This window comes from Dysgonomonas sp. Marseille-P4677, assembly GCF_016652235.1.
Lineage (GTDB): Bacteria > Bacteroidota > Bacteroidia > Bacteroidales > Dysgonomonadaceae > Dysgonomonas.
The window spans coordinates 1-14,254 of sequence record NZ_JAEPKU010000108.1 but is presented as its reverse complement, the minus strand read 5'-3'; the positions used below and the strand labels follow the sequence as shown (position 1 = coordinate 14,254).

Genomic DNA, 14,254 nt, shown 5'->3' with positions numbered 1-14,254 from the left:
CTTTAATATTCTCTGATTTATCCTTATAAAAAGAATATGCAGAATCAATTTTAGAATAAAAAATGTTCATATATGCGGTATCTACATGAGAATAATGATATTGCATATTTACGATTAAAAAAATAGCCGCTTTTAACTTTAATGAGTCTTGTGGATCATGATTATAATGTGCTAAAACTTTTTCAAGCTCTATTCTATTACTCCCCGCCATCTCAAGAGCGAATCTTATCTCTTTTGATTGGTATTCCTTTTTCACGCAAGATACAAACGATAGAGAAAGCACAATATAACTTATAACAATTAATCTAAAACACATAATATTATCATATAATAAAAAGTGAATATTAAATGAAATATAGATAGTATAAAATTTATAATATTAGAAATAAAATGGACAATTGTGTCTCCGCTTATTCCGTCAACACTTGAATCTTGGTATTTTTATTTATTTTTAATCTTCTAAATGTATGTAATTTATTGAGGATTTTCAGCGTTTTCTATCTAATAACTATTTTGGAGAAATCATCCAAATGAATAGGCATGGAGCAATACCATTTTCGGTATTTCGCATAGTATATTGAATACATAGATGAAAATTTATTGTCAGTCTGTGTGATTCTCTTTTCTCCGGTATAGTATGTCCAATATTTATTAGTTATATTATCCAAAGGGTCAATCGCCAAAGAAGCGATGAGGCATTTTTTCCCTTTTTCTTTATTCCCTTCATCATAATATATCTTTCCTAAATGTGCCCATGGTCGGGGCAAATTCGGCATTATTTCGACCACATACTCTAGATGTTTTTTTGCTAAAACAGTATCTTTTAATTCCATAAATATTCTTGCATTCCGTGCAAGCTCTAGAGGATTATCTGCTTCTTTTTGATACAATCTTTCTGATATCATAGAATTTATCATCTTTGAAAAAAGAGAGTCTTTTATCGTTTCAGCCCATAGAGACGTTTCCAATAGGCTTGGTTCAAGAAAAATGGCTTTGACTAAATACTTTGAAGCTTTCCCCTTGTCGATGGGTGCAATTAATTGATACATTGATATTTGAAACTGTGGATTTTCGGAAAATTTCTCCGTTAAATCTTTTAATAATAAATAAGCCTCTTTTGATTTTTTATTCTCATTCAAAATAATTGCTAGATTATTAGTGATTTGAAAATCAATGGGGTTTTTCTTATTCGCTTCCTTTAAAAGAGATTCTGCGAATACAAGGTAATTCGTATCTTTAGTATTAAGATATATCTTATATGATAGCGTCGCTTTATTAATTAGATAGGGAGTCGTTTCCCTGGTTTTATTGATGTACTCTAAAGCTTTAGGTAGATCATTATTAATCAAAGAAATACATTTAGAGTTATTTTTTATATCTTCTGCTTCAAAATAATGAAATGTATATAGTAAGCCCCAAATAACTAATGGGAATAATCTGATCGTCCTCCTGATAGAAGCAGGGTAACATTTTCGTATTTTATTTTTTCTATTATTCTGTATAATGGCAAAGTAAGTAAAAATTATTATTTGTAAACCCAAATTGTCCAATAATACAGGAAAAGTCAATTCACGAATGAATAAACCAAATATAAATATAAATGCAATTATGGATTCTACTTTGTAGTTTTTTGTTTGAAATATAGTCACAAGGGTTAGTAAAAGAATACTCATCCACAATAGAACTCCAACAAGTCCTTTTTCAACAATGAGCTGAAAGATAAAGCTTGAAGCATTATTTGTATATGTGTGAGGATTGTTTTCATAAGAATGTACATTAGCAGCTAAAGAAAAATTTCCACTTCCTACACCAACTAATGGATTATCTAAAAAAATTAAATATGCTATATTTCCTGTATTAACTCGACCCTCTATACTTCTCTGTTGTGAAACCGTTTTGGTCATTTCAAAGGTCCGCTGTATTTCAAACTTATACTCGCTGCTAGTTATCATAAAAATTGATAAGAAAGACACCAATCCGATTATTAACTTATACTTTTTGATAAACTTGGTTATATAAAACACTACAAATAATGTAACAAGAGTAAATAAAGTCGCTATATATATGCCTCTCGAAAAAGAGACAATAAGGGAATACAAAACAGGTAGAGATGCTAGTAGTAATATATAAAAACGTTTTGTATTCCGATTCTTGTATAACGATAATATTATAATTCCCAAAAATCCTAACAACATGTTAGACCATACATTGGAAATATTACCTAATGGTAAAAAAAGAGATCTAAAATCATATAAGTTAGTAAATCCTCCTTCATAAATACGTTCTTTGAATGATGAAAAAGCAACTAATCCAATAATAGAGAGGAACGCAATGAATAATGAACTCCAAAACAAGAATAAATCCATTCTTCTTTCTCGGGATAGACTAGTACGTAAAATAAAATAAAAAGTAACAGATGTTGTTAAGGCTTTGAAATAATTTACAGATGCAATAAAATTTATAGAAGTAAATAACAAGACTAGTTCATATACCCAGAGGCTAAGGATTATGATATCAAATATATTAAATTGTGTGTTTCTATATTGCCAACCTAATAAGAATACTACTCCTAAAATGAGTAAGCATACGGAGTTTGAATCTTCATAACCAGAAATTTGCAAAGCAAATACTATGGATATAGGCAATACCATCCAATAATAACGAATAGACCTAGTCTTACTATTTTCCATTATTTGTTATTCTTGTTATCAAGATAACAATTTTGGGTTTCAATATTTTATATATTGCAAAAGTCATAAATCCCATTATTATCATTTGTGAGAATATCCTTTTTATCAGTTGAAAAGACGGAGCAGAACCCGACGATATTTGGTGTATCAATTCCTTTGCCAACCCTGGGAATGTATCAATAAATTGATATATAAAAAGAGGAATAATATAACAAAAGACAAGGATAAAGAAAGCATTCATGATAACTGAATAAATGATCATAAAGATTTTTTTTCCTTTAGTCATAGAGAAAAGGAAAGGCTTTTCCCCTGTTGGTTTTTTTCTTAATTTACACAAGTAATATTTGAATACTTCTTGGGTGCGTAGCCTTAAACTAGGTACTCCTAAGATATCCGAGACCATCCAATAGCCGTCAAATTTAAAAAATGGGTTAAGTGTTATGAGAAAGTTGAAATTGACAGTGATTATGAGATATTTGACAATTGGATCACTTGTTAAAAAATAATAAATAATAAAAGGTATAAGAAATATCAATTGGAAATATACTCCGGCCATATTTACAACCAGTCTTTTATTTCTCGAGAGTTTCCAAACATTAGAAACATCTGTATAAAAAACAGGAAAATTTAAATATAGCCCAAATCCGACGCCTCCATGACCGATGCCAAAGTATTGGCACGCTGCAGCATGTCCAAGTTCATGAAAACAAGAAGAAAGTATGAATATTAATAAAGTACTGAGCATACCCAGAACACTTAGTTCACTAAGATCAAAGGCTAGGTCAGTCATCGTTGTGTAGAAAAAAGTATGTAGAGTGAGAATTATTACAATTAACAATAATGCTATTCGTGGATTAATTAGATATTTTAGTACTTTTGAAACAACAGATACCATTTTTGCAGAAACCAGCTCAAACTTCACTAAGAACGGCTTAGGTTGGGGTGCTTTATGGGACTCAATAATTGGAGTAATACATTTATTAATTACCTTATCCATTTGCTCTTCTGTAATATCCATACCTCTCTCTGAAGAGAAACGTAGACGTACTTCTTCTTTAGAGCTACAGTTTTTCATCAACTCTATCAATCCTGTAACTGCCTTATTTACTTCAAAATATCGTCCTCTATAGCAAACAACATACTTTTCAATAAGACTTGATGTATCGAAATCACTCACCTCAAAACTCTTTATTTCATCAAAATCAACCATTCATTACACTTTTAACTAAAAAATATTTTACATAAATCATTATGTCTTGATTGTAACATTAGGATATTTCTGCATATTAATATAATGCTTCAGCGGCTGTACATAGATGGTGGTTACCACTACAAACTGTCAAAGCCATAGGAGCAGTGCAATTCAGAAGTTGATTGCAATCACCAGCGGCCATTTCCTGAAAAAAACTCCCCAAAAATAGCGGGTCTGTTTCGAGGCGAAGTTCTAAAGTTTGAATTGTGAATTCATTCTGTAAATCTCCATTCAGAGACAATAGTTCATAATTCGAATCTTTTTTTTTCATAAACATTTACAGCTATTTGATTTATAAATAATTAAGAAATGTTTGCTTCAGCGACTGTACATATTTCTGTATTAGTACAAATGTGCATCGCACCTGGAACCGTACAATGCATACCCCACTGATCATCAGGGCTTGATGAAGCCATATTATCAAACAATTCAATTACTAGTAAAGGGTCTGTTTCTAATCGGGCTTCAAGTTCAACTAGTGCAAATTCTGTTGTAATATCTTCATTTAGAGACAGTAGTAATTTTTCTTTATTCTTCATATACTTTTTAGTAATTAGGGTTTATTAAGAGCTTCGGCTACTGTGCAAACATTTAGGTTTGCATTAGGGGTACATACATTCAATGCCCCAGCAACGCTACAATTGTAGTCATCCGCAGACATAATGGATTCTTGAAAGAAATCGACAAACAATAGAGGGTCGGTTTCTAGTCTCGTTTCTAATTCATGAATAGAGAATTCGGTATAAAAATCCTCATTTAAAGAAATTAATTCTTCTGCAAAGTGTTTTTTTTCATTTTTTTTCATTTTTCGTTCTTTTTAATTTATAATACAAAATGATTGTTTCTCCCATTAATATGTAAATATCCTAATGTTTCTGATTCGCCTGTTCTTCTAAGTAGCTGTTATATGCTTTATTTGCCGCCATATTGAATAATATCGGAAAACTTTCACATGACGTTAAATTTATTTTATTTTCAATAGTTTTCAAAGGACACCCTCCATGACACAATAAAGCATACTTACAGTTAGAGCATTTAGGTATAGTGGCGATATGAGTAGAATGCCATCTATTTTTATTTTCATCATCCCAATTTATTGTATGATTCTCGGAGAAATCACCTAAGATATACTCCTTTCTTCCAACTACTTCCAGGCAGTTGTATATGTATCCTTCTGGCCCAAACACATACGCGCCAGACTGAGCACTACACCCGGTTGGATTGAGCGTTATATGTGTTTTTCTACTTATAGCATGATAGAGATTATTAAAAAGATTATTTGAAGGGTCAGACACTTCTATATCTCTCGATTTTAATTCTATATTTAGTTCTTTAAAACTAAAAAATTGAATATTATTATTTTTATCGACTTTTTGTGACTCTTGTTCTGTATCTTGAAGCCATCCAACATGAACAGAGAATAAGTTTTTGTAATTGTAATAACCTAAATTTTCAAATAATTGCTTCAATTCATTTATGCTTTCAAGGTTATTTTTATCTGTATTTATTCTGATGCCGACTCCTACTCCATGCTCTAGGGCAATTCCAACATTTTTAATAATTCTATCGAACGTTCCTCCATCACTATAATGGTATCTTCTTTGGTCATGCCAGAATTTATTACCATCTATTGTAATCTGAAGAGTGTATAGCATATCCGAAGATAATAGATCTTGAAAATGTTCTATTTCATACCCATTTGTGATTGCTTTGAATTTATACCCGAGTTCATATCCTTTTTTAACTATATAAGTGACTATTTCTTTATTTTCCTTTAACAATGGTTCTCCACCATATAATAAGATTTGCTTGTTTTTGAATTCCATATGGGGATTAATTACTGTCATAGCATCAAATGCTTTATCAGCCATTTCTTTTGTAAAAGTTTTTTTCGACCATCCTGTACCTTTTTCTGAAATAATATTTTCAATACAATAGGAACATCGAAAGTTACAGTCGTACGAAGGTATAATTGTAAAATTATTAAATAACTTATTTCTACGATGTAAGGCATCAGCCATACGAGCGATATATTGTTTTTCTTCTTCTTTACTCTTTTGGGTAATGTATCCTCTTTTTACCAGGATATCCCACGTCTCTCTTGAGAAAGGTGCTTCATCGGAAGAAAGAGTTTTACTGGATTGTAAATATGACAGGAGGGATTCGGATGCAATATCTATCGCACCTGTATAACCATGAACTAGCATAACTTTTTTGTCTTCTAACTTTGTATGAATAGTGTAAAATGAAAGTTTATAAGTAGGCTCAGACATAGGGTTGGTTAATTAAGTTAATTAAGTTAATTAAGTTAATTAAGTTAATTATTGTTGTATATTTGCAAACGTAAACATAATTTTTCAATTTTACACAGAGTTAACATTTTTTTTTAACTTAAAATGTTATGTTTTATCGAACTTATTTGTTATAAAAGAAAAGAAGGATGGATATAGAAGATTTCAAATATTCAATATTGTCTTTAAAAGGGTTGCTTACAAAGCATGTAAGACTATTATTAAAAGATGATAGAGATGTCGAAGATATTATTCAAGAGACATTTCTCAAATTATGGAAGATGAGAGATGAGCTTAAAAGCCATCCAAATGTAACAGGACTCTCGGTGATGATTGCTAAAAATTTATCTCTAAATCAACTTAAGGAAAAGAAGAGGATGGAGCCACTAGATATCCTTTCTTTATCTACATCAAAAGACCTGAATTCTGAAATAGAATTAAAAGATGAGGTTAAGGAAATCCTAAAAATTATAGATAATTTTCCATCTTTACAAAAACAGATTTTTTTAATGAAACATGTAGATGAATATGAAGTAAATGAAATCGCTGAAATTACAGGGAGTTCGAAAGAATCTATACGTATGCACCTTTCAAGAGCAAGACGCAGAATAAATGAAAACTTTTTAAGATAGATTATGAAAAAAGTAAAATATATAGAAGGACTTATTAGCAAGTTTTTAGATGGAGATACAACAAATATTGAAGAGAAAATACTATTTGATTTTTTCAAAGAGGAAGACATACCCATTCATTTAGTCCGTTACAAGGATATGTTCAATTTCTATACTATAAATATTAAAGAACATTCCTTCAAGGATTCAAATGAATCTACAATCCATAAGTATGCAAATAATAAAAAATTAGTACCAATAATTTGGGGATTTGTCGCTTGTATAGTTACTACACTCATTCTATTTAATGCAAAGATGCAAAAAGATAATTCACCTAATCATCTAGATGGTAGTTACATTTCATATAAGGGAGCCGTGATTACAGATATGAAAATTATTCAACCAGAACTTGAAGAAGAATTACAACAAATAATGAGAAAACAATTAGAGATTAGTCAGATTTTATTTGAAATTAATAATGTTGAAGGGCTAAATATATATCTAGAAGAAAATTTAAAAACAAGAATTTAACCAATAAATAAAAAAATATGAAACGATTATTAATATTTATATTTATGTTTTTATTCACTTTGTTGGGAGCTGGGGCCCAGTCTAACATAGATAAGGTTCTAAAAGAAGGTGAGCAAAATGGAAATCTCACAAAATCAATAGTCTATCAACCTGAAAAGAAAAGGAAGGCCCCTGTTTATTCAACAATTATGTATATTAAGGATGACTCTTGTCTCGTGAATAAATTTATTCGGGCTTTCGAAAAAGATCAGCCAAAAGCATCGATGTCAATGGTGAGTCAGGCAACAAAAGGAGAAAAAATAATCTCTGAGATGTTAGTTTTCTATTCGCAGGGAGAGCAAAAAACATATAGTTATGAAATAACTGATGGCTCTAATGCTAAGATTACTTATATAAAAAATAAGGTTGAAGAACCAGAAAAAAAAATAGATCTGGCTTCTAGTGTTCGTAAGAGCGACACTCAAAAAATGAAAATTCTAATTCCGAAAAATGGATACGTAAATATAAACGGTAAGAAAATGACTGCTGAAGAAGCTCGAAAAATAGGATTCGATGTTCAAACCATTCCAAATAAATAATTAACAGGATTAATTATGTAGTTTATCAGATTAGGCAGGTATTAGACCTCAGATATTTTGTAATTTATACATTCATCATCTTTACATTAATTCCAATACGCATGATAATTTTAGAGAACATAAATAAGATATTCTATACTAAGGAGATAGAAACACAGGCACTTCTTAATATTAATTTAACGATTGAAAAAGGAGAGTTTGTTTCAATAATGGGACCATCAGGATGTGGTAAATCAACATTACTTAATATTATAGGACTCTTAGATAATCCTACGTCGGGAAATCTTAGTATTGATGGAGTTAATGCTCGAGGAATGAAAGAAAAGGAATTGGCATATATGCGAAACATGAAATTAGGCTTCATTTTTCAGAATTTTCATTTAATTCGGTCTATGACTGTAAAAAAAAATGTGGAGCTACCTATGACCTATAGAAAAAAGAGAGCAAGTCTAGATAAGAAAGATAGAGTAATAACCGTATTAGAAAAAGTTGGACTAGCTCATCGAATTAAACACTATCCATCTCAACTCTCAGGAGGACAATGTCAACGGGTTGCTATTGCACGAGCAATCATTGGAGAACCAGAAATTATACTCGCTGATGAACCAACTGGAAATCTTGACAGCACTATGGGTGCTGAAATCATGGAAATTCTTAAAACTCTAAATAAAGAAGGAGTTACTATAGTAATGGTAACTCATGATGTAAATATTGCAAAACAAACCAGTCGAATAGTAAAATTGCTTAATGGCAAAAGAGTACAATAATATTTTTCTGTAATACTCTATTTTATGAAAAACTATATACTTGTTTGTTTTCTTTTATTCAATATTGGGCCTACTTATCCGCAGCTTTCTATCCCATTTTTCACAAAAACAGATGGTGACACATTAATGTTAAAATTGGAAGATGCCATTAATATAGCAGGTACTAAATCTTTAGACGCATTAGTGATAAAAGATCAAATAAAAATTGCTCATTGGCAATATAAAAATTTCAAGGCAGATTTATTACCATCCTTAATATTTGATGGTTCTGCACCAAATCTCAATACATCTATTAGCTCATATTTGAAAGAGGATGGTACATATGATTTTATCAAGAGTAGTTCCCTTTCAATGCAAGGAGGTTTGTTTCTCACTCAAAATATCCCTTTTACTGGAGGACAAGTATCTGTACAGTCTCAAATACAGCGGATTGAGCAACTTGATGGAGATAGGAAAAGTAGATGGCTTTCTATACCTATTGAATTAACATATGTACAGCCGATAATTACAGCTCGTCCTCTATATTGGTCAAAGAAAATAGAACCTCAGAAATATAGAGAAGCTAAGCAGCAGTTTGGAGTAAATATGGAGGCTATTGCGATTAAGACCATCCAACTATATTTTGATCTTTTATTAGCTACTGTTAATAGCAATATTGCAGAACAAAATTATAGGAACTCTATACGACTTTATGAAATTGCTAGAGCGAAAAGAGAACATGGACTTATATCAGAAAATGATATGATGCAACTTGAACTTGGAAAACTAAATGCTAAAGCTGAAATTGTGACACGTCGTCAAGATTTTGAACGAAAAATGGCAAATCTTAGAATTTTCCTAAATATCTATGATGAAAGTATAATAATTCCAGAAATCCCTGAAGAATTTCCAATGATAGATATGTCTATTGAAGAAATAAGGTCTCTTGCTAATAAGAATAATCCTTTAATTCATAATGTTTCGTGGAAGTTACTTGAAGCACAGAGACTAATAGCTCAAGCAAAAATCGAAAGAGGGTTCCAGCTTAATCTATTTATGTCCTTGGGCTATACTGGTACTGATAGCAATTTCTCCGGTGCCTATAAAGACCTTCAGAATAGGCAAGTAGCCTCTCTAGGTATAAGAATTCCAATTTTAGATTGGGGAAAAGGAAAAGGAAGGGTGCAGTTGGCTGAGTCTCAGGCTAAGGTAGAGAAAAATAGACTTGATCAACAAATGATAGATTTTGACAATAATATATTCCTTACATATAATTCATATAAGGATCAAGAACAATTAACTATAATTGCAGAAGAAGCAAATAAAATAGCACAAAAAAGATATCAAACCGTTTTTGAAACTTTTCGATTAGGACGAATAAGTGTTCTTGATATTAATATGGCACAAAATGAACAAGAAACAGCGAGGCGTAACTATATAAATCAATTATATGCTTCTTGGTTATATTATTATTCTATACGTCAAATTACTCTGTTTGATTTTAAAAGGAAAAATGACATTATTAATAATTATGAGGGTCTAAAATAATTTATGGATAAGCAAATATCGCATCAAGTATTAAAAAAACGTCATAGAAAGCTATTAATTAGTATATCCTCATGTGTAACAGTTGTAATAATGGTATCATATTTACTTGTGAGTATGTTTAAACCAACAATAGATCGTAGTAAAATTGTAGTATCAACTGTTGATCAAGGCCCTTTAAATATAACGGTAAGTGCATCAGGTAAAATTGTACCCCTTTCTGAAGAAATTATTACTTCTCCAGTAACATCGAAAATATTGAAGATCTATAAACAAGCCGGGGAGTTATTAACTGCAGCAGATACTATTATTCAGCTTGATCTTACTTTAACAAATGCTGATTTAGAAAAGATGGAAAATGATTTGGAAATAAAGCGTGCAAATATGGAATCATTTCGCGCTAAAGCAGAAAAAGAATTTTTTGATTTGGAAAAGCAGATTCAAATTGATGAAATGAAACTGCAGCGAACAGAAGTTCTATTAAGGAATGAGCATTATTTAGATAGTATAGGTGCAAGTACTGCAGACAAAGTAAAACAAACTGAACTTGATTATAGTGTTCAAAAGCTGCAATTAGAACAGTTAAAATCTAGACAAGAAAAACAGATGAATTCGTCCAAAGCAGATTATAAAGTTATGGAACTAGATTACAATACTGCACTTAAAAATATGAGTCTTATGAATAAGACAGTGGCTGAAGCTCAAATCTTATCTCCTCAAAACGCGACACTTGTTTGGGTGAACAACCAAATCGGCTCAACAGTTTCACAAGGTGAACGCATTGCAATTATCTCTGATTTAAATAATTATAAAGTTGATGCTAATATTTCTGATAATTATGCAAAGAAAATAACCACTGGCAACAAAGCTATTATCAGGATTGGGCAGGAGATTCTTTCTGGAACAGTTGGAAATGTCATACCCTCAGTCGAGAATGGAATGATAAACTTTACAGTAACTCTAGATGATTACAATCATGAGAGACTCAGGACCGGCTTAAAAGTTGATGTTTATGTTATAGAATCTATGAAAGAAGATATTTTGAGACTTGATAATAAGTCATATTACCATGGGCCTGGTTCATATCTACTTTGGATTTTAATTAGAGATAAAGCATTCAAAAAAACTGTAATATTAGGCGAAAGTAGTTTTGAAAAAGTAGAAATTATGGAGGGGTTAAATAAGGGAGACAAAGTTATAATAAGTGATATGTCAAAATATAAGAACGATATACAGTTAACTATTGATTGATCTAAAGGCGCAGATAATGAATCATATACGTGAATATTTCAATATAGCATTACATAATATCCGGCATAACAAAGCCTATGCCATATTTTGTTTTCTAAGTACAGTGATAACTTTTATATTTATTATTATCGTTATTCAACTTTCATATACGATAATTAGCAATGATCCCCCACTAAATAATGCAGATAGAACTATACGACTGGAATTTTTCTATGGAGATGCCGGTCCTGATCATGCATGGAACAAAAAATATTTTTTTCTGGAAAGAGATATCATGAATCTTAATAACCTAATAAAAGATTATGAAGCTTGTGGTATATCGCATATGGAATCTGTTAACCCATTGATCAATGGTCAGTTAAAATCAGTTATTGTTAATTTTGTAAATTCTGATTATTGGCGAATAAAAGATTTTGAGTTTATAGAGGGTCGAGCTTTTGATGACGATGATTATAATCTATCTAAACCTGTAGCTGTAATAAAAGAAAGTAATGCGATACGTTATTTTGGAAGTGTGAAAGATGCTATTGATAAAGAAATAGAGTTTCAGGGTAATACATACCATGTAATAGGGGTTATTGGTAATTTTTCTTTGATTACAGGTAATGAATGGAGCGGCATATGGGTTCCACATAAATATAACAAAGGTGTTCCTTCCGGCTGGATGAATTATGTAATAGAATATATGTTTCCTCAGGAGATGTTAGTTAGTGAAATGAAAGAAAAGGTATGGAAGGGAATTCATTATCATTTTGAACAGCAAGACAAAGATATTATTGAACCTGCTGAAGTTTATACTGTTAGGGAAGAAATCATAGAATCTTTAGGAGGTGAAATGTTTAAATATGGGGTTTTTGGTATAATCTTTATATTATTGGTAGTCCCTGCATTGAATATATTAGCACTAAATAAGGTCAATACTGACAACCGTACAGAAGAGATTGCAATATGTAGAGCAATGGGTTCAACCAGAACTCAAGCATTTATGAGAATTATGACCGAAACTATTTTACTCGTAATTACTGGAGCATTGGTGGGATTGGCATTAGTTTTTCCTGTTATAGAATTAATAGAAAATAAGTTGCTTGACTTAGGGATAAGCGAAGGATCTAATCTTATTGCTAAAATAAATCCATGGGTTTTTATAATTGTAATAATACCAATAGCGATTATTTTCGCATTTATGTTCGGAGGAATCCCTGCCTATAAAGTGTCCCAAAAGAACATTTCAGTAATGCTAAAAGGAGATGATAATGGAGGCCAAATTTTATCGGAAGGAAAAAAAAGTTCTTTATTGATCTATATTGAACAAGCAGTCATATTTTTTGCAATAATGATTTGTATTGTATCAATATATAAAATGATAGATATAATCCGTTCTCCTGGGATGCTTGATACAAAAAATATTTTAATATATGGGTATTCAGCAAGTGCACAAAATGATAAATTTAACTGGCGTGATGTTGCTATAACAAAGTTAAATATGTCTGCAATTAATGAAGAGCTCACTAAAAAAGATTTTGTGCTGAAAATAAGTGAGTCGCATAATTTTATTCCTTATGGAGCAACTGCTGATAATGTAATATTTACCTTGAATATAGATGACAAAATAATGAATCTTGATTTTATGGCGGCAGACCCAGAAGCTTTAGACGTTTTCAAACCAATATTAGACGAAGGAGAATGGTTCTCTAATAATAATGAATACGAGTTAATGCCTTCTATTATAACCCGCCAACTCGCTGATTCGCTTCATTGGGATAATGGAGTGAATCGTAAAATAACTCTTCCGATTAGAGAAAATTATTCATTGGAAACCCATGTAATCGGTGTTCTTTCAGGGATAAAGAAAGATCTATTCAAAGAATCTCAAATTGGCATTGTAATTCCTTCTAAAGAATTCTCTAATTTGGGTATGACAGCTTCTGGATATTTTTCTGTTCGCTTAGATAATGATTTAAATAAGGATGATTTTACAAATGAATATTACAGGACATTTATGCGTAGATGTGAGCGTGGATCTGCTTTAGAAGCCGTAATATTTGATTTGAATAGATATAAAAATGCACAATTTATTAAAGGAGCCAGCCCTCTAATCGCTCAGACGATACCTACATTATTTTTCCTCATTTTTGGTTTTTTAGGAACATTTGGGCATTTTTGGCTTAATATTCAAAAACGTAAGACAGAATTTGCTTTAAGACGTGCTGTAGGCTCTACGAAATTTAGATTAAAATGGCTAATACTAATTGAAAATCTATTATTTACAATGGCGGCGATGGTTCCTGGGCTTTTATTATCATTTTTTTTATATAATTTTATAAGGACTGAAATATTAGGAATCTTAACAGCGATTGCGGTTATGTTATTTTTCTCTTTTTTAAGTTTATGGTATCCAGCCTACAAAGCTTCGCATTATTCTCCAGCAGAGACATTATCCTCTGAATAATTCATATATTAATAAAAAACAAAAAAGTTTATTAAATATAAACTCAATTATAAAAATGATAAAACAGAAATTGCTATTTTCGGCAATTTCTGTTTTATAGATATTAGGCTATTTTATTTTTGCAATTCGTCAATTTTCTCATTCAGATTTTTCATCTCCTCATCATTCAAGTTCTTCCGCACAATAGCCTGTGCCTGTTTATGAATAGCATCTTCATATTCCAATACCTTCGTTTGAATACTGTCCTTGTTATTAGGGAATGATTCTTCCAGCCACTTCAATCGATCAGCCGTTGATCCGGATTTCATTA

At 31.0% G+C, this 14,254-nt stretch carries 14 protein-coding genes and 1 pseudogene; 7 read left to right on the top strand and 8 right to left on the bottom strand.

The genetic code is table 11. The features are described from left to right. From JGH11_RS20290 to JGH11_RS15230, 7 genes and pseudogenes are all read right to left on the bottom strand, one after another. Positions 1–316: pseudogene (locus JGH11_RS20290) on the bottom strand (hypothetical protein); the annotation flags it as partial. A gap of 181 nt (positions 317–497) precedes the next feature. Then, a complete protein-coding gene (locus JGH11_RS15255; RefSeq protein ID WP_201113251.1) occupies positions 498–2,690 on the bottom strand; it encodes an O-antigen ligase family protein in 2,193 nt (730 codons plus the stop codon). Beyond that, complete coding sequence (locus tag JGH11_RS15250) at positions 2,680–3,900, bottom strand: hypothetical protein (RefSeq protein WP_201113249.1); 1,221 nt, start codon at positions 3,898–3,900, stop codon at positions 2,680–2,682. Before JGH11_RS15250 ends, JGH11_RS15255 begins: the two co-directional genes overlap by 11 nt. Before the next feature lie 76 nt (positions 3,901–3,976). Next, complete coding sequence (locus JGH11_RS15245) at positions 3,977–4,213, bottom strand: hypothetical protein (RefSeq protein WP_201113247.1); 237 nt, start codon at positions 4,211–4,213, stop codon at positions 3,977–3,979. 31 nt (positions 4,214–4,244) lie between these two features. After that, the gene (locus JGH11_RS15240) at positions 4,245–4,481 is read right to left on the bottom strand and encodes a hypothetical protein (protein WP_201113245.1); all 237 of its coding nucleotides are present in this window, start codon (positions 4,479–4,481) and stop codon (positions 4,245–4,247) included. A gap of 14 nt (positions 4,482–4,495) precedes the next feature. Beyond that, complete coding sequence (locus JGH11_RS15235; protein WP_201113243.1) at positions 4,496–4,747, bottom strand: hypothetical protein; 252 nt, start codon at positions 4,745–4,747, stop codon at positions 4,496–4,498. A gap of 61 nt (positions 4,748–4,808) precedes the next feature. Beyond that, complete coding sequence (locus tag JGH11_RS15230; RefSeq protein ID WP_201113241.1) at positions 4,809–6,149, bottom strand: radical SAM/SPASM domain-containing protein; 1,341 nt, start codon at positions 6,147–6,149, stop codon at positions 4,809–4,811. 233 nt (positions 6,150–6,382) lie between these two features. On the opposite strand from JGH11_RS15230, the gene JGH11_RS15225 reads away from it, so the two are divergent. The 7 genes from JGH11_RS15225 (at position 6,383) to JGH11_RS15195 (ending at position 13,944) form a co-directional block, all read left to right on the top strand. Then, the gene (locus JGH11_RS15225) at positions 6,383–6,865 is read left to right on the top strand and encodes an RNA polymerase sigma factor (RefSeq protein WP_201113239.1); all 483 of its coding nucleotides are present in this window, start codon (positions 6,383–6,385) and stop codon (positions 6,863–6,865) included. A 3-nt stretch (positions 6,866–6,868) separates the two neighbouring features. Further along, positions 6,869–7,375: a hypothetical protein gene (locus tag JGH11_RS15220; protein ID WP_201113237.1), complete on the top strand. Its 507-nt coding sequence runs from the start codon at positions 6,869–6,871 to the stop codon at positions 7,373–7,375. A 17-nt stretch (positions 7,376–7,392) separates the two neighbouring features. After that, complete coding sequence (locus JGH11_RS15215) at positions 7,393–7,953, top strand: DUF5024 domain-containing protein (RefSeq protein WP_201113235.1); 561 nt, start codon at positions 7,393–7,395, stop codon at positions 7,951–7,953. Positions 7,954–8,054: 101 nt separating this feature from the next. Beyond that, positions 8,055–8,720, top strand: coding sequence for an ABC transporter ATP-binding protein (locus JGH11_RS15210; protein ID WP_201113233.1), 666 nt, complete (start codon positions 8,055–8,057; stop codon positions 8,718–8,720). Between the two features lie 24 nt (positions 8,721–8,744). Then, on the top strand, positions 8,745–10,247 hold the full coding sequence (locus JGH11_RS15205; RefSeq protein ID WP_201113231.1) for a TolC family protein: 1,503 nt from the start codon (positions 8,745–8,747) through the stop codon (positions 10,245–10,247). Between the two features lie 3 nt (positions 10,248–10,250). After that, a complete protein-coding gene (locus JGH11_RS15200) occupies positions 10,251–11,495 on the top strand; it encodes an efflux RND transporter periplasmic adaptor subunit (RefSeq protein WP_201113229.1) in 1,245 nt (414 codons plus the stop codon). 16 nt (positions 11,496–11,511) lie between these two features. Continuing rightward, positions 11,512–13,944: an ABC transporter permease gene (locus JGH11_RS15195; RefSeq protein ID WP_201113227.1), complete on the top strand. Its 2,433-nt coding sequence runs from the start codon at positions 11,512–11,514 to the stop codon at positions 13,942–13,944. A 113-nt stretch (positions 13,945–14,057) separates the two neighbouring features. Here the strand turns inward: JGH11_RS15195 and JGH11_RS15190 are convergent. Continuing rightward, on the bottom strand, positions 14,058–14,254 hold a 197-nt coding region (locus JGH11_RS15190; RefSeq protein ID WP_201113225.1), incomplete at its 5' end, for a hypothetical protein.

What these genes read in the sequence shown, in the direction of transcription:
- JGH11_RS15215 (WP_201113235.1), top strand. Translation starts at nt 7,393, where the DNA reads ATGAAACGATTATTAATATTTATATTTATGTTTTTATTCACTTTGTTG.
- JGH11_RS15195 (WP_201113227.1), top strand. Translation starts at nt 11,512, where the DNA reads ATGAATCATATACGTGAATATTTCAATATAGCATTACATAATATCCGG.
- JGH11_RS15210 (WP_201113233.1), top strand. Translation starts at nt 8,055, where the DNA reads ATGATAATTTTAGAGAACATAAATAAGATATTCTATACTAAGGAGATA.
- JGH11_RS15230 (WP_201113241.1), bottom strand. Translation starts at nt 6,149, where the DNA reads ATGCTAGTTCATGGTTATACAGGTGCGATAGATATTGCATCCGAATCC.
- JGH11_RS15220 (WP_201113237.1), top strand. Translation starts at nt 6,869, where the DNA reads ATGAAAAAAGTAAAATATATAGAAGGACTTATTAGCAAGTTTTTAGAT.
- JGH11_RS15240 (WP_201113245.1), bottom strand. Translation starts at nt 4,481, where the DNA reads ATGAAGAATAAAGAAAAATTACTACTGTCTCTAAATGAAGATATTACA.
- JGH11_RS15205 (WP_201113231.1), top strand. Translation starts at nt 8,745, where the DNA reads ATGAAAAACTATATACTTGTTTGTTTTCTTTTATTCAATATTGGGCCT.
- JGH11_RS15225 (WP_201113239.1), top strand. Translation starts at nt 6,383, where the DNA reads ATGGATATAGAAGATTTCAAATATTCAATATTGTCTTTAAAAGGGTTG.
- JGH11_RS15200 (WP_201113229.1), top strand. Translation starts at nt 10,251, where the DNA reads ATGGATAAGCAAATATCGCATCAAGTATTAAAAAAACGTCATAGAAAG.
- JGH11_RS15250 (WP_201113249.1), bottom strand. Translation starts at nt 3,900, where the DNA reads ATGGTTGATTTTGATGAAATAAAGAGTTTTGAGGTGAGTGATTTCGAT.
- JGH11_RS15235 (WP_201113243.1), bottom strand. Translation starts at nt 4,747, where the DNA reads ATGAAAAAAAATGAAAAAAAACACTTTGCAGAAGAATTAATTTCTTTA.
- JGH11_RS15245 (WP_201113247.1), bottom strand. Translation starts at nt 4,213, where the DNA reads ATGAAAAAAAAAGATTCGAATTATGAACTATTGTCTCTGAATGGAGAT.
- JGH11_RS15255 (WP_201113251.1), bottom strand. Translation starts at nt 2,690, where the DNA reads ATGGAAAATAGTAAGACTAGGTCTATTCGTTATTATTGGATGGTATTG.